The 25095-nt window shown below is 37.3% G+C and carries 25 protein-coding genes; 14 read left to right on the forward strand and 11 right to left on the reverse strand.

The window, feature by feature from the left end:
- Positions 1-300: 300 nt before the first annotated feature.
- Positions 301-1791, forward strand: coding sequence for a sodium/proline symporter PutP (gene putP / locus AW165_RS10335; protein ID WP_060465757.1), 1491 nt, complete (start codon positions 301-303; stop codon positions 1789-1791).
- A gap of 34 nt (positions 1792-1825) precedes the next feature.
- Here the strand turns inward: putP and AW165_RS10340 are convergent, their stop codons facing one another.
- Entirely contained in the window at positions 1826-2314 is a 489-nt protein-coding gene (locus AW165_RS10340) for an Lrp/AsnC ligand binding domain-containing protein (RefSeq protein WP_060465758.1), read from the reverse strand.
- 124 nt (positions 2315-2438) lie between these two features.
- On the opposite strand from AW165_RS10340, the gene putA reads away from it, so the two are divergent.
- From putA to AW165_RS10360, 4 genes are all read left to right on the forward strand, one after another.
- Positions 2439-6191 (forward strand): trifunctional transcriptional regulator/proline dehydrogenase/L-glutamate gamma-semialdehyde dehydrogenase, encoded by a 3753-nt coding sequence (gene putA / locus AW165_RS10345; RefSeq protein ID WP_060465759.1) that lies wholly within the window; start codon positions 2439-2441, stop codon positions 6189-6191.
- Positions 6192-6298: 107 nt separating this feature from the next.
- Positions 6299-6772 (forward strand): GrpB family protein, encoded by a 474-nt coding sequence (locus tag AW165_RS10350; protein ID WP_060465760.1) that lies wholly within the window; start codon positions 6299-6301, stop codon positions 6770-6772.
- 108 nt (positions 6773-6880) lie between these two features.
- Entirely contained in the window at positions 6881-7966 is a 1086-nt protein-coding gene (gene trmA, locus AW165_RS10355; RefSeq protein ID WP_060465761.1) for a tRNA (uridine(54)-C5)-methyltransferase TrmA, read from the forward strand.
- A 248-nt stretch (positions 7967-8214) separates the two neighbouring features.
- Positions 8215-8445, forward strand: coding sequence for a hypothetical protein (locus tag AW165_RS10360; protein ID WP_000011679.1), 231 nt, complete (start codon positions 8215-8217; stop codon positions 8443-8445).
- Positions 8446-8480: 35 nt separating this feature from the next.
- Here AW165_RS10360 and AW165_RS10365 read toward each other — a convergent pair whose 3' ends face one another.
- Positions 8481-9227 carry a phosphodiester glycosidase family protein gene (locus AW165_RS10365; RefSeq protein ID WP_060465762.1) on the reverse strand — a complete coding sequence of 249 codons (747 nt, stop codon included), beginning with the start codon at positions 9225-9227 and terminating at the stop codon, positions 8481-8483.
- A 193-nt stretch (positions 9228-9420) separates the two neighbouring features.
- Here AW165_RS10365 and AW165_RS10370 point away from each other — a divergent pair, with 193 nt between their 5' ends.
- The gene (locus AW165_RS10370; RefSeq protein WP_060465763.1) at positions 9421-10011 is read left to right on the forward strand and encodes a lecithin retinol acyltransferase family protein; all 591 of its coding nucleotides are present in this window, start codon (positions 9421-9423) and stop codon (positions 10009-10011) included.
- A 45-nt stretch (positions 10012-10056) separates the two neighbouring features.
- On the opposite strand, the gene AW165_RS10375 is transcribed toward AW165_RS10370, so the two are convergent.
- Positions 10057-10647 carry a YceI family protein gene (locus AW165_RS10375; RefSeq protein WP_002121395.1) on the reverse strand — a complete coding sequence of 197 codons (591 nt, stop codon included), beginning with the start codon at positions 10645-10647 and terminating at the stop codon, positions 10057-10059.
- 215 nt (positions 10648-10862) lie between these two features.
- Here AW165_RS10375 and AW165_RS10380 point away from each other — a divergent pair, with 215 nt between their 5' ends.
- Positions 10863-11270, forward strand: coding sequence for an OsmC family protein (locus tag AW165_RS10380; RefSeq protein WP_060465764.1), 408 nt, complete (start codon positions 10863-10865; stop codon positions 11268-11270).
- Positions 11271-11325: 55 nt separating this feature from the next.
- On the opposite strand, the gene tkt is transcribed toward AW165_RS10380, so the two are convergent.
- The gene (gene tkt / locus AW165_RS10385; RefSeq protein WP_060465765.1) at positions 11326-13314 is read right to left on the reverse strand and encodes a transketolase; all 1989 of its coding nucleotides are present in this window, start codon (positions 13312-13314) and stop codon (positions 11326-11328) included.
- A gap of 536 nt (positions 13315-13850) precedes the next feature.
- On the opposite strand from tkt, the gene metK reads away from it, so the two are divergent.
- Positions 13851-15017 carry a methionine adenosyltransferase gene (metK, locus tag AW165_RS10390; protein WP_005069601.1) on the forward strand — a complete coding sequence of 389 codons (1167 nt, stop codon included), beginning with the start codon at positions 13851-13853 and terminating at the stop codon, positions 15015-15017.
- Between the two features lie 128 nt (positions 15018-15145).
- On the opposite strand, the gene AW165_RS19940 is transcribed toward metK, so the two are convergent.
- The gene (locus AW165_RS19940) at positions 15146-15394 is read right to left on the reverse strand and encodes a hypothetical protein (protein ID WP_002121448.1); all 249 of its coding nucleotides are present in this window, start codon (positions 15392-15394) and stop codon (positions 15146-15148) included.
- A 259-nt stretch (positions 15395-15653) separates the two neighbouring features.
- Between AW165_RS19940 and AW165_RS10400 the strand changes: the two genes are divergently transcribed.
- Complete coding sequence (locus AW165_RS10400; RefSeq protein WP_032034812.1) at positions 15654-15845, forward strand: hypothetical protein; 192 nt, start codon at positions 15654-15656, stop codon at positions 15843-15845.
- 66 nt (positions 15846-15911) lie between these two features.
- On the opposite strand, the gene AW165_RS10405 is transcribed toward AW165_RS10400, so the two are convergent.
- Complete coding sequence (locus AW165_RS10405) at positions 15912-16478, reverse strand: FxsA family protein (protein ID WP_002121432.1); 567 nt, start codon at positions 16476-16478, stop codon at positions 15912-15914.
- A 492-nt stretch (positions 16479-16970) separates the two neighbouring features.
- Between AW165_RS10405 and blaOXA the strand changes: the two genes are divergently transcribed.
- Positions 16971-17792, forward strand: coding sequence for an OXA-213 family carbapenem-hydrolyzing class D beta-lactamase (gene blaOXA / locus AW165_RS10410; protein ID WP_060465766.1), 822 nt, complete (start codon positions 16971-16973; stop codon positions 17790-17792).
- Between the two features lie 79 nt (positions 17793-17871).
- Here the strand turns inward: blaOXA and AW165_RS10415 are convergent, their stop codons facing one another.
- Positions 17872-18417, reverse strand: coding sequence for a GNAT family N-acetyltransferase (locus tag AW165_RS10415; RefSeq protein WP_017482297.1), 546 nt, complete (start codon positions 18415-18417; stop codon positions 17872-17874).
- The gene (locus AW165_RS10420; RefSeq protein ID WP_060465767.1) at positions 18414-19007 is read right to left on the reverse strand and encodes a helix-turn-helix domain-containing protein; all 594 of its coding nucleotides are present in this window, start codon (positions 19005-19007) and stop codon (positions 18414-18416) included. The genes AW165_RS10415 and AW165_RS10420 overlap by 4 nt, the downstream gene beginning before the upstream one ends.
- A gap of 198 nt (positions 19008-19205) precedes the next feature.
- On the opposite strand from AW165_RS10420, the gene ruvC reads away from it, so the two are divergent.
- Positions 19206-19751 carry a crossover junction endodeoxyribonuclease RuvC gene (gene ruvC / locus AW165_RS10425; protein WP_002121356.1) on the forward strand — a complete coding sequence of 182 codons (546 nt, stop codon included), beginning with the start codon at positions 19206-19208 and terminating at the stop codon, positions 19749-19751.
- Between the two features lie 4 nt (positions 19752-19755).
- Here the strand turns inward: ruvC and AW165_RS10430 are convergent, their stop codons facing one another.
- The gene (locus tag AW165_RS10430; protein WP_060465768.1) at positions 19756-21216 is read right to left on the reverse strand and encodes a bifunctional ADP-dependent NAD(P)H-hydrate dehydratase/NAD(P)H-hydrate epimerase; all 1461 of its coding nucleotides are present in this window, start codon (positions 21214-21216) and stop codon (positions 19756-19758) included.
- A 26-nt stretch (positions 21217-21242) separates the two neighbouring features.
- Here AW165_RS10430 and queG point away from each other — a divergent pair, with 26 nt between their 5' ends.
- Positions 21243-22343, forward strand: a complete 1101-nt coding sequence (gene queG, locus AW165_RS10435; protein WP_060465769.1) for a tRNA epoxyqueuosine(34) reductase QueG — start codon at positions 21243-21245, stop codon at positions 22341-22343.
- A gap of 87 nt (positions 22344-22430) precedes the next feature.
- Complete coding sequence (gene bioB, locus AW165_RS10440; RefSeq protein ID WP_017386794.1) at positions 22431-23420, forward strand: biotin synthase BioB; 990 nt, start codon at positions 22431-22433, stop codon at positions 23418-23420.
- A 48-nt stretch (positions 23421-23468) separates the two neighbouring features.
- Here bioB and AW165_RS10445 read toward each other — a convergent pair whose 3' ends face one another.
- Both AW165_RS10445 and AW165_RS10450 read right to left on the reverse strand, forming a co-directional pair.
- Entirely contained in the window at positions 23469-23681 is a 213-nt protein-coding gene (locus AW165_RS10445) for a hypothetical protein (RefSeq protein ID WP_002121471.1), read from the reverse strand.
- Between the two features lie 63 nt (positions 23682-23744).
- Complete coding sequence (locus AW165_RS10450) at positions 23745-24095, reverse strand: hypothetical protein (RefSeq protein ID WP_005076337.1); 351 nt, start codon at positions 24093-24095, stop codon at positions 23745-23747.
- Between the two features lie 409 nt (positions 24096-24504).
- Here AW165_RS10450 and AW165_RS10455 point away from each other — a divergent pair, with 409 nt between their 5' ends.
- Positions 24505-25077, forward strand: coding sequence for a fimbrial protein (locus AW165_RS10455; RefSeq protein ID WP_017399865.1), 573 nt, complete (start codon positions 24505-24507; stop codon positions 25075-25077).
- Positions 25078-25095 lie beyond the last annotated feature (18 nt).

Consider the following 25095-nt stretch of genomic DNA (forward strand, 5'->3'; position numbering starts at 1 on the left):
CCAATAGCCTATTTATAACTCTATATCGATTTAGTTTTTTTCAGAATGGCGTTTTTTTGCTGGAAAAATTTAAAAAAATAAATATTAAAGAATTATAAGTTAATGATTAATATTATAATTTTATATCTATAAAAACAATTTATTTCAAGTTACACAATGATACAAAAGTACAATACAAAAATAACAGTGCAAAAAAAATCTTTTGTGGTTGAATCTCAACCTCTTGGATGCCGTACAAGAAAACAGCGACCTGGATTAGGTTACAATCACGGATTATGGATATAAGGACACACATCCATTATGAGTTATTTTGATCCCACCCTCATCATGTTTATGGTGTACATCGTAGCAATGGTTCTTATTGGCTTATTTGCCTACCGTGCTACAAGCGACTTCTCAGATTATATTCTCGGTGGTCGTAGTTTAGGCAGTTTCGTAACTGCATTATCCGCAGGCGCATCAGACATGAGTGGTTGGCTGCTCATGGGTTTACCAGGCGCAATTTATCTTTCTGGTTTATCTGAAGCGTGGATTGCAATTGGTCTCATTATCGGTGCTTGGCTTAACTGGCTACTGGTTGCTGGTCGATTACGCGTTCATACTGAAGTCCAAAATAATGCACTCACGTTGCCAGATTATTTTACAAGTCGTTTTGATGATCAGAAAAAAGTACTTCGTATTTTCTCTGCCGTTATCATCTTGGTTTTCTTCGCAATTTATTGTGCTTCAGGCATGGTAGCAGGCGCCCGTTTATTTGAAAATTTATTCGGAATGTCATACACCACTGCTATTTGGCTCAGCGCAATTGCAACCATCAGTTATGTTTGTATCGGTGGATTCTTAGCGATTAGCTGGACAGATACATTCCAAGCTGGCCTAATGATTTTTGCTTTGTTATTAACACCAATTGTGACTTATCTTGCAATTGGCGATACAGCACAATTTGTGACACTCATTGAAACTGCTCGCCCGCATGCGTTTAACATCATCTCCGATTTGAGTGTTGTGGCGGTTCTTTCCTCCATGGCATGGGGCTTAGGTTACTTTGGCCAGCCACATATTCTTGTGCGCTTCATGGCTGCTGACTCTGTAAAATCAATCCCTGCAGCTCGTCGTATTGGTATGACTTGGATGATTTTATGTTTAGCTGGTGCAGTCGGTGCTGGTTTCTTCGGTATTGCTTACTTTGAGCAACACCCTGAACTAGCAGCAGTTGTAAGCAAAAACCCTGAAACAGTATTTATGGAATTGACTAAAATCTTATTCAATCCATGGATTGTAGGTATCATTCTGGCTGCGATTTTAGCTGCTGTGATGAGTACATTGAGCTGTCAGCTTTTGGTATGTTCAAGTGCATTAACAGAAGATTTATACAAAGGTTTCATTCGTAAGAATGCATCTCAGAAAGAGCTTGTATGGGTTGGCCGTGTTATGGTTCTTGCGATTGCTGTTCTTGCAATTGCTCTTGCTGGTAATCCAGACAGTAAAGTTCTTGGTCTTGTTGCTTATGCATGGGCTGGTTTCGGCGCTGCATTTGGTCCGCTTATCATCTTGTCATTGTTCTGGAAACGTATGAATTTACAGGGTGCTCTAGCGGGTATGATCGTTGGTGCAGTTGTAGTGATTGGCTGGAAAAATCTTTTCGCAGACACTGGTGTTTACGAAATCATTCCAGGCTTTATCCTTGCATTTATCAGCATCATTGTAGTGAGTCTTTTAACTAAAGCGCCAAATACGACAGTAACTGGCCGCTTTGAAAAAGCAGATGAACTCTACAAAGAAAGTGTATAAGTTATTGAAATAAATCAAAGGGGCTTCGGCCCCTTTATTTATTTTTAGTTTTGATTTTAATTTTTGAAGTATCTTTTACAACTTGCATGACAGGATAACTACGAGTCTCTTTTACCCCTGGTAATTGCCACAGTACCTGCCCCGCAATTCGTCTAAACTCTTCCATGCTGCCACTTCGTAATTTAATTAAAAAATCAAACCCACCACTCACCATATGGCACTCAACAATTTCAGGATAGTGAACCACAGCATCAATAAACTCATCTAAAACATTGGGGGTAGTCTTATCTAATAGCACCTCTACGAACACCAAAAAATTTGCGTTTAACTTGATTGGATTCAATTTAGCTTCATATCCTAAGATGAATTCATCTTTCGTTAATTTTTGAACTCGTGCCATCACTGCTGTTGGCGACAAGTTAACAAGTTCCGCCAATTTACTATTAGAAATTCGCCCATCTGTTTGAAGAATATCCAAAATTTTTAAATCAGTGCGGTCAAGGCTTAAAATTGGGCCATTCATCTGAATTTTCCTCTAAAAAATGGGCTAAATATAGTGAGTTATTCGGTGTTTCTTCTGTAATGATAAATTATCTAAACCTCTCTACTCAAGATGAGTTTACGAGAGCTGGTTGGCGGAAACAGATATGAACACAATGGATACTTTTCATCAAATGGATAAATCTCACCAAGGCTATATCACCGAATTTAACGATAAAAGTGAGTTTGAACAACGCATTAATACAGCTTGGCGACGTGCTGAACCAGAAGCTGTAGAAGAGCTATTACAAGCTGCTGCGGTATCTGATGATTTAGATCATAAAATTTATGACCTAGCTTTTAATCTTGCTAATAATTTACGTGAACGCAAGACCTCTTCGGGTAAAGCAGGTATTGTTCAAGGGTTATTACAAGAATTCTCTCTTTCTTCACAAGAAGGCGTGGCGCTCATGTGTCTTGCCGAAGCTTTGCTTCGTATTCCAGACTCAGCAACACGTGATTTGCTTATTCGAGATAAAATCAATCAAGGTAACTGGAAAGAACATGTTGGCCAAAGCAGCTTAATGTTTGTAAATGCTGCAGCATGGGGCCTCATGTTAACTGGTAAGCTGATGGAAACTCCAAAGCAAACCAGTCTTTCAAGTGTACTTACTGGCCTTTTAGCACGCAGTGGACGTGGTATTATTCGTAAAGCTGTTGACGTTGCAATGCGTATGATGGGTGAGCAGTTTGTAACTGGTGAAACCATCGAAGAAGCTGTAGACCATGCGAAAGTACTCGAAGACAAAGGTTTCCGCTATTCTTACGATATGTTAGGTGAAGCAGCTTTAACCGAACATGATGCTGAACGCTACTTTAACGATTACACACAAGCCATTCATGCAATTGGTAGAGCATCTAATGGTAAAGGCGTTTATGATGGCCCAGGCATTTCAATTAAGCTTTCTGCTTTACACCCTCGCTATCAACGCGCGCAAATTGAACGTGTTCATCAAGAACTTTACGGCAAAGTATTTGAACTCGCTCGTTTAGCTAAAAAGTACAATATTGGCTTAAATATCGATGCTGAAGAATCAGAACGTTTAGAAATTTCTCTTGAGTTACTAGAACGTCTTTGCTTCGAGCCAGAACTTGCAAACTGGAAAGGTATTGGCTTCGTTATTCAAGCTTACCAAAAACGCTGTTTCTTCGTAGTTGATTATATTATTGACCTTGCTAAACGCAGCCAAAAGCGTCTCATGATTCGTCTTGTGAAAGGTGCATATTGGGATAGCGAAATTAAGAAAGCGCAAATCGAAGGTATGGATGACTACCCTGTCTTTACCCGTAAAGTACATACAGACTTATCTTATATCGCGTGTGCTAAAAAATTACTTGCAGCACCTGAGTTTATCTATCCGCAATTTGCAACTCATAATGCTCAAACATTGGCAACGATCTATCATCTAGCTGATCCAAGCAAATATTATGCTGGTCAATATGAATTCCAATGCTTACATGGCATGGGCGAACCGCTTTATGAACAAGTTGTTGGTCCACGTGAGCAAAATAAATTAGGCGTACCATGCCGTATTTATGCACCCGTTGGTAACCATGAAACGTTGTTAGCTTATTTAGTACGTCGTTTACTCGAAAATGGTGCGAATACTTCATTCGTTAACCGTATTGCCGATAAGACACTTAAAGTTGAAGACCTTATTCAGTCTCCAATTTATGATATTCATAATGCAGCTAAGCTTGAAGGTTCAGTTGGTTTAAAACACCCATCTATTCCTCTACCTTTAGATATGTACGGAACACTTCGTAAAAACTCTAAAGGTTATGATTTAGCAAACGATACTCCACTTGCAGCTTTAGACAGCACAGCTCAAGAATTACGTAATCGTATTTGGCAAAGTCATCCATTATTGGCAAATAACGAGTCGTTAGAGCAAGGTCATTCTGTTGCAATTACAAACCCAGCACAAAATGATGAAATTGTTGGTTATGTGCAAGAAGCTGATCTTAAGCATGTTGAAATTGCGCTTAATGCAGCTGAACAAGCTCAATCAGAATGGTCGAATACGCCTAAAGAACAGCGTGCTCAATACTTAAAACGTGCAGCTGACCTAATGGAAAGCCGCATTCAAGAATTGATGGTTTTGCTTTGCCGTGAAAGTGGGAAAACTTATGCCAATGCGATTGCAGAAGTTCGTGAAGCTGTAGATTTCTTGCGTTACTACGCAACTCAAGTTGAGAATCTTCCTGCAAATACAGCTATTCAGCCTTTAGGTACTGTACTTTGTATTAGCCCGTGGAACTTCCCTCTTGCAATTTTCTCTGGTCAAATTGCTGCAGCATTAGTCAGTGGTAACTGCGTTATTGCTAAACCTGCTGAACAAACCCCATTAATCGCAGCTCAAGCAGTTCAGATTTTATGGGAAGCTGGTATTCCACATGGTGCTGTACAGTTACTTCCTGGCCGCGGTGAGACAGTTGGTGCTCAGCTTAGCCAAGATAGCCGTATCGATGGCATTATGTTTACTGGCTCGACTGAAGTTGCAAAAATTTTACAGAAAACTGTTGCGAAACGTTTATCTGAAAATGGTCAATCTATTCCTCTCATTGCAGAGACTGGCGGTCAAAATGCAATGATTGTGGACTCATCAGCATTAACTGAACAAGTCGTACTCGATGTTGTAAGTTCTGCTTTTGATAGCGCGGGTCAACGTTGCTCTGCTTTACGTATTTTATGTGTGCAAGAAGACAGTGCTGCAACCGTTATTAAAATGCTTAAAGGCGCAATGCAACAGTTGATCGTAGGTAACCCTGCGATTTTAAAAACTGACATTGGTCCTGTTATTGATGACGAAGCAAAACAGACGATTGATCAACACATCCAAAAAATGAAGTCGAAAGGCTATCCAGTACATCAGTTGATGTTTGGTGCAACAAGTCAGAATGAACTGGATAAAGGAACTTTTGTTGTACCAACAGCAATTGAACTCCCTAACCTTGATGATTTGCAGCGCGAAGTTTTTGGTCCAGTTCTCCACATCATTACCTATAAGTATGGCGAGCTTGAGCAGTTGATCTCACGTATTAATGCCAAAGGTTATGGTTTAACAATGGGTCTACATACCCGTATTGATGAAACCATCCAAACAGTCATTCAGCATGCTGAAGTGGGTAACCTTTATATCAACCGTAATATTGTTGGTGCTGTCGTTGGTGTACAACCATTCGGTGGTGAAGGTCTATCTGGTACAGGCCCGAAAGCTGGTGGTCCGCTTTACATGTATCGCTTAATGCAGCAGTGTTCAAACAAAGTATTGGCAACACCATTTGCTATGAAGAATGAGCAAACTGCTTTTGAAGGCTTTAACCGTGAGGTTTATAAGAGCTTACAAAATTGGGCGAAACAGCATTTACCGCAAGCAAATCGTGAGATTGAACCATTTGGTGTAGGTAAATTCTATGAGTTACAAGGCCCTACTGGCGAAAGTAACCAATATATTATTTTGCCGCGTCATCGTGTGCTTTCAATTGCAGACACTGAACAAAATCAGTTGTATCAGTTGCTCGCAATTTTTGCAGTGGGTAGCCAAGCAGCAGTAATGCCAAATAGCCCATTATTGGCAAAATACAAACAAACTTTGCCAAAAGATGTGCTTGCTGCAATTACTACAGTTAAAAATATCACATCAGATGATTTTGATGCAGTTTTACATCATGGTAATCGCGAAGAGATCTTCTCATTACAGCAAGAGATTGCTACTCGTTCTGGTGCAATTGTCGGTATTACCCATGTTGAGCCGAATGAAACTATTCCACTTGAGCGTTTAGTGATTGAACGTGCAATTAGTGTGAATACAGCTGCAGCTGGTGGTAACGCAAGCTTAATGACAATGACTGATTAATCGATAATTTTCAAAAAAAAAGCCCAAATCTCAGTATTTGGGCTTTTTTATTTAATAAAGTAACCTATTCCTAAATATATAAATTTTATCAATTCGAGATTCTAATAATGATCTTTTTAGAACCAGAACAGTATCAACAAAGATGCACTCAACTTTTTAATTCATATCAAAAAGAAATTTCCACACTTCTAACATTTGCCAAAATTGAGCACATTGGTTCATCTGCAATACCGAATGCAATTTCAAAAGGTGATTTAGATATTTATATTGAAGTTATACCTGAGCAATTTGAATTCGCAATAGAACAATTAAAAACACTTAACTTTATCGAAAAACAAAACACATTAAGAACACATGAGCTTTGTATGCTCGAATCACTTAACAATGATGATGTAGCTTTTCAAATTGTAGTCACGGATTCAGTATTTACATTTTTCTTAACATTTAAAAATAAGCTTATAAGCTCACCCACATTGGTCAATGAATATAATCAATTAAAATTACAGTGTAGCCATTTAGACCCCGATCAATATAGAACAATAAAATCAGACTTTATTAATCGCGTTTTAAATCATCTCTAGTTTAGGTACCTCCTTTTCTCTTATGTATATCTGGTTAAAATTGGCTCCTGTAAGCTCAATTTTTTTGATACCATTCACTATTTGATTCTGTCTAAATTTTCTTTGTCTATGACCTCTTCTTATCGTCAACAACTTCAAGCTAAAATTGATCGCATTACTACTCAATTTTCTGAATTTACACCACCTACATTAGAAGTGTTTGAATCACCTGAACAACATTTCCGTATGCGTGCTGAATTTCGTATCTGGCATACAGAAAATGATATGTTCTATGCCATGTTTGAGCGTAACGATGACGACAAGCAAAAAACCGTTGTATGCATTGATGAGTTTCCAATTGCAGATCAAAGCATCAATGATTTAATGCCAAAACTCTTGGAAGAACTTAAGGCTGAGCCTAAGCTCTCTAACCGTTTATTTGAAGCTGACTTCCTCGCAACACTTAGCGGAGAAATGTTGGTTACCCTAATTTATCATCGTAAACTGGATCAAGAATGGGAACAAGCCGCTAAAGCGCTTGCCGATAAATTAGATATTAAGATTATGGGCCGTAGTCGTGGCCAGAAAATTGTTATTGGCGATGATTTCGTTGTTGAAGAATTCGAACTATTAAATCGTTCATTTAAATATAAACAAATTGAAAGTAGCTTTACCCAGCCTAATGCGCAAGTTTGCAAAAAAATGCTGCAATGGGCATGTGATGCAGCTGAGGGTTCGAAAAAACACTTATTAGAACTTTATTGCGGTAATGGTAATTTTACGCTTCCGCTCTCTTTAAAGTTCGAACGAGTATTGGCTACCGAGCTTGCAAAATCCTCTGTTTATGCAGCTCAATGGAACATTGAACAAAACCAAATTGATAATATTCAGGTAGCACGTCTATCTGCTGAAGAGTTTACTCAGGCTTATCAAGGTGAACGAGAATTCCGTCGTCTACAAGAAGCAAATATTGATATTCAGAGCTATGACTTTGACACCGTATTTGTAGATCCTCCACGCGCAGGAATTGATGATGAGACTTTAAAACTTTTACAAGGTTTTGAACGTATTATCTACATTTCATGTAACCCTGACACGCTATATGAAAATTTAAAAACTCTCAGTCAAACTCATCAAGTGACTAAATTCGCCTTATTTGATCAGTTCCCTTATACGCATCATGTCGAGTCTGGTGTTTTACTTGAGAAGATTTAAACAAAATCTTTCATTGTAAAGTTTTAAATAAGGAGGCTACATACCTCCTTATTTTTTAACGTTTTATTAGTTAAGTATTTAAATTTTCAAAAAATATCAAGTCATCTATTCGTCATAATTTCGTTTAACTCAAGCATTCCCATCGAAAATTCTCGAGTTCAATTGGTGGATTTATCACTTATGGAGTCTTGTATTTTATTTTAGATTGGCTATATTTCGAGCTATGTTAGGTTGTATATGAAGGCTCTATGAGTTTTTGGCAAAAGCTGTTCTTGGCAGATCAACAGCATAACGAGCATAAAAACCAAACTGCTTGTGTTGAAAATGACTGCTCATGTAAAACTAATGAACAACTTCTAAGTGCACTTGCACAAGCAACAGATGAAGATGTCATTAAGGGAATTAAAAAAGTTCTTATTTCCCGTGGTTATAGCCGAAAAGAGTTAAATGAACTCACTCAAAAACCATCTATTCATTAATTAAAAAGCCAGTCTTGTACTGGCTTTTTTATATTTCACTTTAATGCACAACTGGACTCGCCTACCCAACCGACCATTGGTCCCATTTGAAATTGCTGATCATTCCGTCTGTTCTTTTGCAGATATAAACTAGAAATAGAACCATCGAGATATAAGGCCTGCTCGACTTTAAGATTTCCTTGAAAAAACTTGGCAAAATTATAGAAATTCACCCTATTTTTCGATATTACAAAGTAGAGTTTATTATCCCGTATACCGACTCCATTACGAATTTTCTTTGATTGAGAGTCTGGTAAAAAAAGAGAATTTATCTTTCCATCAATAACTAACATTGGCCCAGATTGGGTTGCATAATCAACTTTCAAATTTTGTCGGCTATATTTTTGCGTAGTTAAAACAAAGGCCTGTTTTTTATTCCAAGCTAATACACCATTCGGCTGTAAAAAGAAATTTCCCAATCCTTTATGCTCATTTAAGGGTTGAATTACCTTAGCCTTTTCAACATATAGCCCTACGGGAGAAAATCCTATATGAAACATCCCTGCATTCATTGCAAAGTTAAGTTGCTGGCACTGCTTTAATTGCTCCTGAACATTGTTAAAACTTTTGTAATATTGTTGATTATGAGGATTTCTTAAAAACAGGCGCAATGCTTTAAAATCGCTAATAGAGACCACATCGTATTGGTCACCTTCCACCGTTTTAATCTGCTGATGCGCTATAGCATATGCAGTCTGAAACAAAAGCCCATATAAAGCTAAGCACCCGACGACCCATTTCATTTAACATCACCTGACATGACATTTTCCCTTCATATTAAGTTCTTAAATTATATACAAGAAATATGAATAGATTGGATATGCATCAAATTCCTTCATTCGACGTAATCAATACACTCCAAATTGCTGATATTGGTTATAATGTTTAGCAGCTTTTCAATAAAAGCCATTTACACTTTATTGGATCAGCGTAAGCATGCAACAACCGAATAAACGCTACCCTTTAGGGGCTCACCTCATCGTAAAGCATCTCGGCTATAGCCATCATGGTATATATGCAGGGAGAGGTCGAGTTATCCATTATTCCGGCTTAGCTCATTTCATCAAAAAACGCCCGATTGAAATCACGTCAATAGATGCTTTCTCGCATGGCAAAAAAATACACGTCCGTTCTTATGACAAACCTCGTTATAAAGGAAAGATTGTCGTTCGCCGAATGCGTTCGCGTATGCATGAAAATCACTATCATTTGATTATTAATAACTGTGAACATCTATGCAGTTGGGCAATTACGGGCATTGAAAGTAGCACTCAAGTTGAACGTATGATGCATCGTTTAACGACTATTGGCTATGTAAGCTCAATCATGAGCTATATGAATGGTATGATGTTGACCGTTGCAACTACATGTTTTGCTCTGGTTCTTTATATTAAAAAGAAACTGCGCGATCAGGCAAAAAGAAAAGTTCCTACTTACCAGTTCTTAAGAGAAAAATCGCAGAAAAGAAATATCGATCCTTCAGCGCCTTTAGTATTTATAGCCCCAGATAAAAAAGAGCCAGTCTAAATAAAAAAGCCCTCATATTTGAGGGCTTTTTAGAAAACTTATAGCTTATTTTTTAGCTGCATTAGCAGCAGTTGCTTCTGTCGTAATATTTACAGTGATCTTATCGCCAACATTAGGCACATAACTTCCTAAACCAAAGTCAGAACGCTTGAATGAAGTTGTCGCATTAAAACCAATTGCTGGAACTTTAGCCATTGGGTGCTCGCCCTGCTTGTTTAAAACAGCATCAAGTACAACTGGCTTAGTTACACCTTTAACAGTTAAGTCACCAGTAATTTTAAAGTGCTTTTTGTCTTTGGTTTCAACTTTAGTACTTTTAAACGTAATATTTGGATATTTAGCTGCATTAAACCAAGCTTCTTCTTGGAACTCTTTATCTAAAGCAGGCACGTTTGTATTTACGCTACTTAAAGGAATAGTCACGTTTACAGATGAGTTTGCTGGTTTAGCATTATCAACTTTAATTACACCTTGGATATCCGAGAAGTTAGCGCTTGGAGTAGAGAAACCAAAGTGATTCCATGAGAAAACAGTAGCTGTATGTGTTGGGTCAATTTTGTAGTCTACTGGTGCAGCTAAAGTAACTGAACTAGCTAATGCTACTGCCAAACCGAAGCTTAATGTTTTAAGATGCATTTTTCGTATCCTTTATTGATATAGTCGTTAGTGTATACATCAAGTAATTTAATTCATCATTCTTTATAAAACGATATGTTTCATCCATGCAACAATAAAAGCGTTACAGTTATTATTTAAAACTAATATTATAAAGTAGCGGTAATGTCATACCGTGTTCGAATTCTAGAATTTCATTTTTACTTCAAATTTATTGATTCATAATAAGGTAAAACATGGCTAATACTGCTCAAGCACAAAGTACTTCCACTCCATATCGGGTAACTCTCACCGATCCTTCAGGTCATCAATGGTTTGCAGATGAACCAACTGATAAAGGTGGCCTAGATACTGCTCCAAACCCGGTTCAGATTTTATTATCCGCTTTAGGAGCTTGTACCACCATTACTTTAGAAATGTATGCGAATCTTAAAGGTATTAAGCTTGAGCATGTTCAAGTGGATTTAGCATTAAACCCTAATGGCGAACCTGAAAAAGGCCAAAATAATATTGAACGAAAAATTACACTCAAAGGTGAATTTACTGAAGACCAGCATAAGCGATTACTAAAAGTTGCAGAGAATTGCCCTATTCATAAGTTATTAACCTCTCAGATTAATATCCAAACAGAACTCACTATTTAACTTCTCAAATAAAAAAGCGCTCTATCTAAAGCGCTTTTTTACACTACTTTAATATTTAAGCAGTTAATTCTTTTACAGCTGCAACAACAGCTTCAGTCGTAATACCAAAGAATTGGAACAAATCTTTTGCTGGTGCTGACTCACCATAAGTTGTCATACCAATTACTTTGCCATCAAGACCAACAAACTTCCACCAATAGTCAACATGAGCCGCTTCAACAGCAACACGCGCACGGATATGAGCCGGTAATACTGCTTCACGGTATGCAGCATCTTGCTTCATAAACTCTTCTGCACATGGCATAGAAACTACACGCACACCTTCAAGTTGTGCATAAGCTTCCATTGCTAAAGAAATTTCAGAACCAGTTGCAATAATAATTGCTTTTAATTCGCCTTTTTCTTGAGCAAGTACATAACCACCTTTTGCAGCGTTTTGAATTTGCTCTTCAGAACGTGTTTGGAACGGTAAGTTTTGACGAGAGAAAATAAGTGCTGTAGGACCATCTTTGCGCTCTAGAGCAGACTTCCAAGCAATTGCCGTTTCTACAGTATCCGCAGGGCGCCATGTATTTAAGTTAGGTGTACCACGTAATGAAGCAATTTGTTCAATTGGTTGGTGAGTTGGACCATCTTCACCCAGACCGATTGAGTCATGTGTATAAACATGAATTACACGTTGTTTCATCAAGGCAGACATACGTACCGCATTACGTGCATATTCCATAAACATTAAGAATGTTGCAACGTAAGGAACGAAACCGCCATGTAAAGCAACGCCATTAGCGATTGCAGTCATACCGAATTCACGTACGCCATAATATACGTAGTTACCCGCTGGGTTTTCTTGAACACCTTGGCAACCTTTCCAAAGTGTTAAGTTAGAACCTGCTAAGTCAGCAGAACCACCTAACAATTCAGGTAATAAAGGACCAAATGCTTGTAATGTATTTTGGCTTGCTTTACGAGTTGCAATTGTCTCGCCTTTCGCATTTGTTTCACGAATGAAAGCATCTGCTTGCGCTGCAAATTCTGCTGGTAATTCACCACTGATACGACGAAGTAACTCAGCCGCTTCGGTTGGATATTTTGCTTGATATTGTGCAAATACCGCATTCCAAGCTGCTTCAGATTCACTACCTTTTGCTTTTGCATCCCATGCAGCATATACATCAGCAGGAATAACAAATGCTTCTTCGTTCCAGCCTAATGCTTCACGAGTTAAAGTAATTTCATCTTTACCTAATGGCGCACCATGACAGTCTTCTTTACCCTGCTTATTCGGTGAACCTAAACCAATAATCGTTTTACACATAATGATTGTTGGTTTTTGAGTTTCAGCTTTTGCTTCGATTGTCGCTTGACGAATCGCATCAGCATCATGACCATCTACACGAAGAACTTGCCAACCATAGGCTTTGAAACGCTCTTCTGTATCGTCGCTGAACCAGCCTTCTACTTCACCATCAATTGAAATGCCATTATCATCATAATAAGCAATCAATTTACCAAGTTGTAATGTGCCAGCTAAAGAACATACTTCATGAGAAATACCTTCCATTAAACAGCCATCACCTAAGAAACAGTAAGTGAAATGGTCAACAACTTTTAAATCATCTTTATTAAATTGAGCAGCCAATGTTTTTTCTGCTAAAGCAAAACCAACAGCATTAGCAATACCTTGACCTAAAGGACCAGTTGTCGTCTCTACACCCGGTGCATAGCCATATTCAGGATGACCAGGAGTTCTAGAATGCAATTGACGGAACTGTTTTAAATCTTCAATTGAAAGATCATAACCTGTTAAATGAAGCAAAGCGTATTGCAACATTGAGCCATGGCCATTTGATAAAACGAAACGGTCACGGTTTGCCCATTGTGGATTTGTTGGGTTGTGATTTAAAAACTCACGCCAGACGACGTCAGCAATATCTGCCATCCCCATTGGAGCACCTGGATGCCCTGAGTTTGCTTGTTGCACAGCATCCATTGCCAATACACGAATTGCATTTGCAATACGACGTTCGTTTAAAGGGGTCGTCATAGATCAGAATCCAATTTTAATAGATTGATGAAAAGAAGAAGATGAATAACCATTCAATGCCGCTATATTGTCTTAAAAAAAAGGCTTAGGGTAAACCCCAACACGATATATTTCTTTATTTTTAACCGTTTCTTGGTTACACAAAAAACATTTGAATCTTTAAGTTATACAAAACAGTGTTCATTTTTCTGCACAACGACTAAATGTAAGAACATTAATCTTGTTAGCTTTTGATATATAGATAAAATAATTAGCTAATCTTGTATGCGTTGATCATGTTTCTTTACTTTAAAATTCAAATTCTGATATTTAAGATTTTTATTAAGTTATATGTTTAAAAAACACACTAGCAACAAGTTGTTAAAATATAAATACTTTAAATTAAAGCTTTCTATATCAATTTTGCTAATACACTTATCAATTAAAACACACTATAAATGAAATAAATTCATGCTTTTTAGTCAGTATGAACTGGTCCTCAAGCTCAAGTCGATGTAACATATTATGTCTTTTGAAATAACCAAGATAGGACTTTCATGCGCGAGTACGCTGTTTTTACCTCGGAATCTGTAAGCGAAGGTCATCCCGATAAAATGGCCGACCAAATTAGCGACGCTATTTTGGATGCAATCTTAAAAGAAGACCCATACGCACGTGTTGCTTGTGAAACACTGGTAAAAACAGGCGCTGTTGTACTTGCTGGTGAAGTAACAACGACTGCTAATATTGATGTTGAAGCTGTTGTTCGTAATACTGTTAACGGTATTGGTTATCACCACTCTGATCTTGGCTTTGATGGGTCAACGTGTGCTGTAATCAATATGATTGGTAAACAATCACCTGAAATTGCTCAAGGTGTAGACCGTCAAAAACCAGAAGATCAAGGTGCTGGTGACCAAGGCCTAATGTTCGGTTATGCAAGCCGTGAAACAGACGTGCTTATGCCTGCGCCGATTTCTTATGCTCACCGCTTAATGGAGCGTCAAGCTGAACTTCGCCGTTCTGGTGCCCTGCCATGGTTACGCCCAGATGCAAAAAGCCAAGTTACTTTTGCCTATGAAAATGGCAAGCCTGTACGTCTAGATGCCGTTGTTTTATCTACTCAGCACGATCCTGAAATTTCTCAAAGCCAGCTTAAAGAAGCAGTTATTGAAGAAATTATTAAACCGATCATTCCTGCTGAAATGTTCCATGCAGCTACTAAGTTCCACATTAACCCAACAGGTATGTTCGTTATTGGCGGCCCTGTAGGTGACTGTGGTTTAACAGGTCGTAAAATTATTGTTGATACATACGGCGGTATGGCTCGTCACGGCGGTGGTGCTTTCTCTGGTAAAGATCCATCTAAAGTTGACCGTTCTGCCGCTTATGCTGGTCGTTATGTTGCAAAAAATATTGTAGCTGCTGGTCTTGCTGACAAATGTGAAATTCAAGTGAGTTACGCAATTGGTGTTGCAGAACCTACTTCGATTTCAATTAATACCTTTGGTACAGCAAAAGTTTCTGATGAGTTGATTATTCAACTTGTACGTGATCATTTCGATTTAAGACCGTTTGGTATTACTCGTATGTTGGATCTTCTTCAACCAATGTACAAACAAACTGCGGCTTATGGTCATTTTGGTCGCGAAGGTTCTGACTCTGCATTTACTTGGGAAAAAACTGATAAAGTTGATGCCCTTAAAGATGCTGCTGGCCTCTAAAATAAAATCGTAAAAAAGCCCGCCATTGAGCGGGCTTTTTTATTTATAGTTCAAATTTTATGGTATGTAGGGTTTAATCTTCTAGCAATCATCCTTGACGCCATATCATTTGTAGCTGTAATCAAAATCTATTGTCTTGTCGTTTTATCATCCTGATTTAATACATCCAGTAAAGTTGACTGCGTTGGAGTATCTTGATGGTTCTGGATATAAATATGGACAACTTTAAATACAACGACAACAGCTAGACAAGCCATCACACAAAACATCCATAAGCCATACGGGCTTCGAATATGTTGTGAACCACAATATGGACATGATTTATCAGTCGATGCCACAACTTTGTCGCAACACGCACAATGGTATTGATATAGCATAGGTAACCCTCCTTCCCTCATTTCAACCGTTGTTGTTTTAATAGGTTTGCTACATTTTTTAATTTATACATCCTTTATATTTATCCTATGTGAAATGAATAGATAATTCAATCTGGATGAACAATTGAGTCAATTAAAAAATATTAATTAAAAACATATATATAAGTTAAATATTATTTTTATAGGACTATTTTTCTTATTTTGATATTTTGCCAAATTTGTTAAAATAAGCGAATAATCTCACATTTTAGGCAAATGCATGTCACATACAAAGCTCATTAATAAAGGTGGGTTTCGCGAACGAGCCAACCGAAGCCGAGGTTATCAACAATCTGAGAATAAGCAAACAGCCTTAGCTTCAAACAAATACCAACCTCAAACAAAACCACAAGAAAGCCCAACTGAAGTGGCTCAAACAGATTCTGTTGTGACTGAACATCTAACTAAATAATTTATATCTTCTTAAAATAAAAAAGGCCTAAACTTTAGAGGTTTAGGCCTTTAGATAAGGTATTTATTAATCCTTATTTTTATGTTCAATTTTCTTGTGATCTGGAGTGACTTCTCGCGCTTCTCCGTCAATAATGCTTGAATCACGGTATTGACCTTGGCTACCACCACCTTGTTGATTCTGCATATCTTGCATTTGGCGCATTAGATCGGCAAATGGATTTTGCCCACCCATATTACCGCCCATACCTCCCATCATTTTATCCATCATAGCTTGTTGGCGTTTTGCAAGAGTTCTCATGGCTATATTACGGAAAGCAGTTTGAACACCAGGGATCAAAATTAAAACCGCTAACACATCAGAAACAAGGCCTGGCAACATTAATAAGAAACCTGCAAAAGCATAAGCAAGTTTTTTAGTTACTGTTGGGTCATTACCGAGTTGGCCAGTCATCTGCATTTGCTGTAATTGAGGCATAATACCAGCAGTACTTCTGCGAATAAGCCCCAAACCAATAAAGAAAGCAAGAATGAACCAAAAGAACACATACCATCCACTGATGAACTGTGCTACGCCAATCCATACGGCAATTTCAACAATCGCGCCCAGAACTACAATAAGAAGTAAATTCATGTAAAACTTTATCTATCTCAAAAAGAAAATTCATTGCAGTTTTATTTGACCCAACCCTACCTAAGTTATAAATAAGGTTTAAGCGTTCCTCTTAGCTTTGATAGTTCTGTCTAATTCCTAAAAATTAACAACGCTATCGGATCAACAAGAGTCTGCAATACTGGAGTACATTTGATTTTAACTCGATAAAAACAAACATGCTTTATTATTAATGAGTGCTGTATCAAGTTTATCAAGTGCGACTTCAATTAGATTTTAATTTTTTACTCTAGTTAAACGGGAAGTCCTTCAAAAAAGCAGCTTTTTTAATCTAGTTGAAAACTTAGGTTCTTAGAAAAATTCGATATATTTCTTTTTATATAGTCGTTTTATAAAATTTTAAAAAGTAGTGCATAGATATAGAATTTCGTAAATAACTTACATTTTTTCTATCTAGAAGGACTTCTATTCAAGTTAAATTAAAGAATAACTCTTTTAAACCCACATAGACTCATGACTAAAAAAGCTCTTTTCTTTGCCATTGGTACGATGTTTTTATCGGCATGTTCTTTTAATACGGTAGAACAGCATCAAATACAGTCAATTTCTACCAATAAAAACTCAAAGAAAATTAAATCATTGTTTGATCAAGCACAAACTGAAGGTGTTTTAGTTATAAAACGTGGGCAAATAGAGGAAGTCTATGGCAATGATCTTAAAAGAGCATCAACCGAATATGTTCCCGCCTCTACCTTTAAGATGTTAAATGCTTTGATTGGACTTGAGCATCATAAAGCAACACCAACTGAAGTGTTTAAATGGGATGGGCAAAAGCGTTTGTTTCCTGATTGGGAAAAGGACATGACTCTAGGCGATGCGATGAAAGCTTCTGCTATTCCAGTTTATCAGGAACTAGCTCGACGAATTGGCCTTGATCTTATGTCTAAAGAGGTAAAACGCATTGGTTTCGGTAATGCTGATATTGGTTCAAAAGTAGATGATTTTTGGCTTGTTGGTCCACTTAAAATTACACCTCAACAAGAAGCCCAGTTTGCTTATGAACTAGCCCATAAAACTCTTCCTTTTAGCAAGAATGTGCAAGAACAAGTTCAATCTATGCTGTTCATAGAAGAAAAAAATGGACGGAAAATTTATGCCAAAAGTGGTTGGGGATGGGATGTGGAGCCTCAAGTGGGCTGGTTAACAGGCTGGGTCGTTCAACCTCAAGGAGAAATTGTAGCGTTCTCACTCAATTTAGAAATGAAAAAAGGCATACCTAGTTCTATTCGAAAAGAAATTGCTTATAAGGGATTGGAACAACTCGGTATTTTATAATTTGAACTTTATAGCCCAGCTTATATTCATCCTTATAAACTGGGTTATTTTAAAACTTGAAATTTGAAAACCTTATTATTTATCCGTCAACTGGGGTATGCGGTGTATTTAAATTTAGCTGATAGAAAGCGGCATCTAACCATTGGCCAAACTTAAAACCGACTTGTTTAAAAGTACCTGCATGAATAAAGCCCATTTTTTCATGCAAACCAATACTTGCTTGATTGGTTGCATCAATACAGCCTATCAATACATGTAAGTCTGCCTCTTGAGCACGCTTAATCAATTCTTGCATTAAAATTTTGCTTAATCCGCCGCCACGATGTTCATGATGAATATAAATACTATGTTCGACCGTATATTTATAGGCAGGAAAAGCTCTAAAAGTTCCCCAACTTGCAAAACCTAATAACTTGTTTGTCTCATCTACAATACCAATGACAGGAAAACCATTTTCTCTTTTAACTGCAAACCAGTTTTTCATCGACTCTTCAGAGCGCGGCAAATAGTCATACAAAGCAGTAGAATTGATAATTGCTTCATTCAAAATATCTAATATAGCCTTTGCATGTGTAGCTTCATGACAATCGATTAAACGTAAATTTGGATTAAGATTTTTAATCATGAAGATTCCTTAAGAATAGAGACGAGCTCATTACATACAACTAAAATATATCGAGCAGCTTTAGAAGAAGGATTGCTATATATGATCGGTTGATCTAATTGCATCGCCAAACAATCACCCTCTTGTAAAGCATAAAAGTTTTCACCCAATTGAATATCAATTTGCCCCTCTATCACCCAAATTTGCTGTAATACAACTTTGGAATTCGCACTTGTTTCATAAGTAACTCGTGACTGAGCTGGAAATTCAATTTCAACGATTTGAAATGGAGATTTCCAATTTGGAGGCGAAACTTGACGACGAATATACCCTGTTTCCGGGTCTTTCCATTCGGATTGTTGAATACGTCGAACTATAGGTTGTGGTGATTGATTATTTTGTGAAATGGCGAATAGTTGAGTTAAAGGAACCCCTAAACCATTTGCCAGCTTTTCAAGGACAACCGCCGTTGGACTTGCCTCACCTCTTTCAATGAGTGAAATTGCAGAACGGCTTACCTGACATCGACTAGCAAGAACATCTAGCGTATATCCACGTAATAGACGTATTTCACGCACTTGCTGCGCAATGCGGATATTAATATCTTCCATCTACCGATAAACTTTAATTCCAAAATTATAGATAAGTATTCCACTAAAATAGAATTACATCAAATGATTTTAAAGATATAAATTGGTTCGATAAAAAACCGAAAAATAACCATTCATCGCAGCATTCTTTAAATTACGCATGCAGAACCTTTTTGGCTATGTAACAATACTCTCTAAACTATTTATATAAGTCTTCACATGGCATTGATTATTGGTATTGATCCGGGTTCACGCTTAACAGGTTATGGAATCATTGAAAAAGATGGTAGTAAACTACGTTTTGTTGATGCCGGTACAATCCGAACAGAAACTCAAGAAATGCCAGAACGCTTAAAACGTATTTTTGCTGGCGTTGAGAGAATTGTGAAATTCCATGGCCCAACTGAAGCTGCGGTTGAGCAAGTCTTTATGGCTCAAAACCCAGACTCTGCCTTAAAACTAGGACAAGCCCGTGGTGCTGCCATAGCCGCATTAGTGAATTTAGATTTACAAGTTGCAGAATATACTGCCCGTCAAATTAAACAGTCTGTGGTTGGTTATGGCGCTGCCGATAAAGAACAAGTTCAAATGATGGTCATGCGATTACTTAATTTGACGATTAAGCCTCAATCCGATGCAGCCGATGCTCTTGCTGCTGCCATTTGCCATGCTCATGCATCGGGAAGTATGAGCAAACTGTCTGTTTTAAATGCTTTAGGTGGTATGGCACGTGGGCGAAGTCGTTCTAGCAGTCGCAGACGTTAAAAATTTATTGATTTACGACTTGAATAATTGCCTGATTCATCTCAAAAGCCTGCAAGCCACGCATACCATTTTTAGCTAAAAGGTCTCCTGCTTGTGCATGAAGGGTAACAATCTCATGTAACGCAATATCTTGGTGGAATTGGGCTTTTAAGCTTGTAATCATTCCTGCTAATACATCCCCCATTCCACCCGTTCCCATTCCAGCATTACCTTGCGTACAGATATACAAATTATCTTCTAAAATTAAGCTACCCGCTCCTTTAAGTACCCACTGGCCTGCATATTTTTGTTGTAAGGCATAAATTGCAGCAATTCGGTCATTTTCAATTTGCGCTGTAGAGCAACCAAGTAAAGTAGCGGCTTCACCAGGATGAGGTGTGGCATAAATATGTGTATTTAACTTTTCAGGCTGTTTAGCCAGAAACCATAAAGCATCTGCATCTAAAACAATTTCTAAGCGTGTACTTTGATTTAACAAATTAAACCATTGTTGGTAAATTTGCTTTGCCCAATCGTCACGGCCTAATCCCATTCCAAAGCATATTGCATCGATCTGAGATAGAATCTCTTTAATATTGTTTTCATCTAAAGCATTAATATCACGAAGCATAATATTAGGTGCCCGCGACAAAATGGCCTGATGATGGTTGCGATGACAAACCACTGTCACTTTGCCTGCACCTGCATGAAAGGCAGCTTCAGCAGCCATAATAACTGCACCGCCCATTTGCTCATTTCCACCCACCACTAAAACATGCCCATAACTTCCCTTATGGCCAAATGCCATACGCTGAGGAAGTCTAATATTTGTGGGTGACAAATAAGCTAAGGGTTTCAACTCGTGGTCTATAGGAATTAAATTAATTAAATGAACTTGTCCTGCGTACTCTTTTCCTTGTCCTGTAAATAATCCAGCTTTAAGTCCTAAAACAGTAAAGGTATGATCAGCTCTCACTGCGCAAGGTAAAACTTGCCCTGTATTTGCTTGTAACCCGCTAGGTATATCAACTGAAATTTTTAGACCAGATTGTTCATTAAACTTTTGAATTACTTGTTGCCAATCTATATTTAATTCTCGGTTTAAACCTATGCCAAATAAAGCATCAATATGACAATCAAATGTTCTTTTAATATCAAAATTTGGATGAATTTGGGCTTTCATTTCTCTAGCAAATTGCGCTGCACAATGTAAATCGGTTGACTCACCCAATTGAGCCGCAAATATTTCAACCTGAAATCCAGCTTGTTTAAGGTAACTTGCTATAAAGTAACCATCACCTGCGTTATTGCCTTGTCCGCACCAAATAGCAATATTCTTAATAGCCCGATCGTTAAAAAGCTCAATAAGTTGCTGGGCAATTGACCAAGCCGCTTGCTGCATTAAACCTAATGAGGAGTTTTGCGCAGCAAACCAGCGCCGCTCCCATGCTCGAATATCATCGCTATGGTAAACTACCGCTTGCATATTATTATCCTCTTGCATTTTGGTTTATGACATCTTCCGACACATCACGCATTGCAGTGCAACAAATTGATCCACATGAATTAAAAGCATGGATCAAAGCTCAAGCATTAGACTTGGGTTTTGCTGATTGTGTCATCGCAAAACCAGATGCTCAAGAGCAAATGCCACGTTTTTTAGAGTATCTTGAACGTGGTTTTCATGCAGATATGACCTATTTAGAAGAAAATCTAGAAAAACGAGCTGATCCAACACTATTAGTGCCTGGCACAAAAAGTATTATTTGTGTCCGCATGAATTATCTTGTGGAATCTCCAAAGCCTCGATATGTACCTTTAGAGCCTAATTCTGCCATTATCGCCCGTTATGCACGTGGCCGTGATTACCATAAAGTCATGCGTGGTAGATTGAAAACGCTAGCAACACGAATTCGTGAAAAAGTTGGTGACTTTGAATCTCGTCCTTTTGCGGATTCGGCGCCTATTTTTGAAAAATCATTAGCTGAAAGTGCTGGAATGGGTTGGACAGGTAAACATACTTTGCTCATTCATAAAAAGTCAGGTTCTTTTTTTGTATTAGGTGAGCTATTTACGTCACTCGACTTACCTTTCGACGAGCCTGCAACAGCACATTGTGGTTCTTGTAGCGCTTGTATTGATATTTGCCCGACGCAAGCAATTGTCGAGCCTTACATGCTAGATGCACGACGTTGTATTGCTTATTTAACTATCGAATATAAAGGAATTATTGCTGAAGAATTACGTGCAGGTATTGGAAATCGAATATTTGGTTGTGATGACTGCCAGTTAATTTGTCCTTGGAATAGTTTTGCCAAAACAGCATCTATTAATGATTTTAATCCTAGACATGGATTAGATAATATTAGTCTGCTTGATATCTGGCAGTGGGATGAAGCCACTTTTTTTGCCAATACAGAAGGTAGCCCGATCCGCCGGACAGGTTATCAATCATTTAAACGTAATATTGCAATCGGATTAGGAAATGCTCCATATTCAAAAGAAATTGTAGATCAACTACAAAATGGCAAAAATTTACATGACGAAATCGTCAATGTGCATATTGATTGGGCAATTGAACAGCAACTTAATCAACTTCAGCTATCAAATTAAAAAAATGATGTTTTTTGCCCTATAGCTTTAATACGAATTCTGTATGATTATGTATAGTGAATTAATGCCATCATCATGGATATGACAATGACTCTACGTAATGATTGGAATCGTGAAGAAATCCAAGCTTTATATGAACAACCTTTTTTGGATTTAGTTTTCAAGGCTCAGCAAGTACATCGTGAGCACTTCACTGCCAATTCAATTCAGGTCAGTACCCTTTTATCTATTAAAACGGGTAAATGTCCTGAAGATTGCAAATACTGCTCACAATCGGCACATTACGAATCAAAATTAGAAGCAGAAAAACGTATTGCTGTTGAAAAAGTGATTAGTGAAGCGAAAGCTGCAAAAGATTCAGGTTCTTCACGTTTTTGTATGGGTGCTGCTTGGCGTAACCCACATGAGCGCGATATGCCTTATGTTTTAGAAATGGTACGTGAAGTTAAAGCATTAGGTATGGAAACCTGTATGACTTTAGGGATGCTTAACCAATCTCAAGCAGAACGCCTAAAGGTTGCTGGTTTAGATTACTATAACCACAATTTAGATACATCTCGTGAGTATTATTCTCACATCATTAGTACTCGTACTTTTGATGACCGTTTAAATACCCTTGATTATGTTCGTCAAGCTGGTATGAAAGTTTGTAGTGGCGGTATTGTGGGTTTAGGCGAAACTCGTGAAGACCGAATTGGTTTATTACATGAACTAGCTACCCTACCAATTCACCCTGAATCTGTGCCAATCAATATGCTTGTTCCTATTGAAGGAACACCTTTAGCTGATGTTGAAAAGCTTGATGTAATTGAGTGGATTCGTACTATTGCTGTGGCGCGTATTATCATGCCTCATAGTTATATCCGTCTCTCTGCGGGCCGCGAATCATTAAGTGATTCAGACCAAGCATTAGCATTTATGGCAGGTGCAAACTCATTATTCTCTGGTGATAAACTACTAACCACACCAAATGCTGGTGAAGGTAAAGACCAAGCTTTATTTAATAAACTAGGTTTAACGGCTGAAAAACCAAAGCCAACAGTTGCTGATTTATCAGTAGATGCAATGAGTGCTTAACTCAAATTAGAAAATTTAAAAGCCCTGATTATTCAGGGCTTTTTTCATTTATATAGAAGTTACTAATATTCCGTAAGTAGCATTTAGAAAGGTTCCGACTCGAATAATATCCTTTCCTGCTGCATGCGTTACTGTGAATTCTTGGCTCAACACATCAAAATTAAAAGAATCAAAAACATCTTGATGGTGTAAAAGCCAAGTCACTGTATCTGCTACATTTTCATCCGCAATATAAGTTAAGGCTTTGAAGTCTTTACTCATAAATAACTCTTAAAAATAAATTTTATGAATTTTATATGAGTTCACTCTACCTTAAAAGAAAATCTAAGCTGCTTTAGGATTTACTAACGAATGTCCTGATAATAGCCTTGATAAGGCTTGAGGTGTAAATTCTAAAGAAAGTACATGATTTTTGAGATTGACTGAATGCTTGCTAATTAATGGAAGTAAGCCATCTTCTGTTTCAAAAACATATTCATCTGCAATATTTAAGATACCTTCAAGGTTTGTCGTACTTGAAGCAAGATCATGGCTAAAGATGTCATAAATCGTTTGCAAGTTAAACGTTGTTTGCTGCTCCGTCGGATGCTTGATGAGATAATCCTTTAAAAATAAAACTAATTTATGAGCAAAGAAAAAGTAATTAGGTTTATAGCTATACTTCATAGTATTCATGGAACTGAACTCCAGATTATCTTTTATTGAATTACAACTAAAACAGTAGGAATTGAACCTTAAAAAATTCTTAAAAAATTAAATATATTTATAAGATACACACAAAATAATTTTATTATTAAAAAACAAATACTTATATAAAAATATTAAATATTTATTATCTTAAATATTTTAGAATTACATTAATTAAATAGAATACAAGCATTTAGATATTACCAGTTTTTAAATTTCATTTTAAGTAAAAACCAATTTGCTATTTTACCAAATGATAAAAATAATTTTTTTTAATTTTTATTAATAAAAACAATTGATCAAAATATATATAAATATAATGTTTCTCTTGTTTTTTGATTGAAAAGTGATATATTTCCTTCGCCTTACTTAATCAGAATAAAATTACTGAAAAGTAATGGATTTTATTTTAAAAATATATTTTGGGGATTTTATGAAAAAGTTTATTTTTGTGGTGGGGGTTTCTCTCTTAAATATAGCAAATGCACAAGCAGCAGATGGCACAATTACTATTAATGGTCTTGTCACGGATAATACTTGTACTATTGATACTGGAGATAAAAATTTAACAATCAATTTGCCTACTGTTTCATCTCAAACCTTAAAAAATGCTGGTGATGTAGCTGGTCGCACACCTTTTCAAATTAATTTAACGAACTGTGCTGCTGCAGGTAAAGTCGCAACTTATTTTGAACCAGGCGCAACCATTGACTTTAATACGGGTCGTTTATTAAACCAAGCAACTTCTGGTGCAGCAACAAATGTAAATATTCAGTTACTTGGCAGTAATAACGCTGTAATTCCTGTACTTGCTACAAGCACAAATGAAACTCAAACGAATTCACAATGGGTAAATATTTCAGCAGGCGGTAGTGCTGATCTTAACTATTATGCCGAATATTATGCTACAGGTGCTTCTACTGCTGGTACGGTAACATCGCAAGTAAAATACACGATCATTTATCAATAAACTTAAAATTGAAGCTTC

It is taken from the genome of Acinetobacter sp. LMB-5 (assembly GCF_001541635.1).
Lineage (GTDB): Bacteria > Pseudomonadota > Gammaproteobacteria > Pseudomonadales > Moraxellaceae > Acinetobacter > Acinetobacter pittii.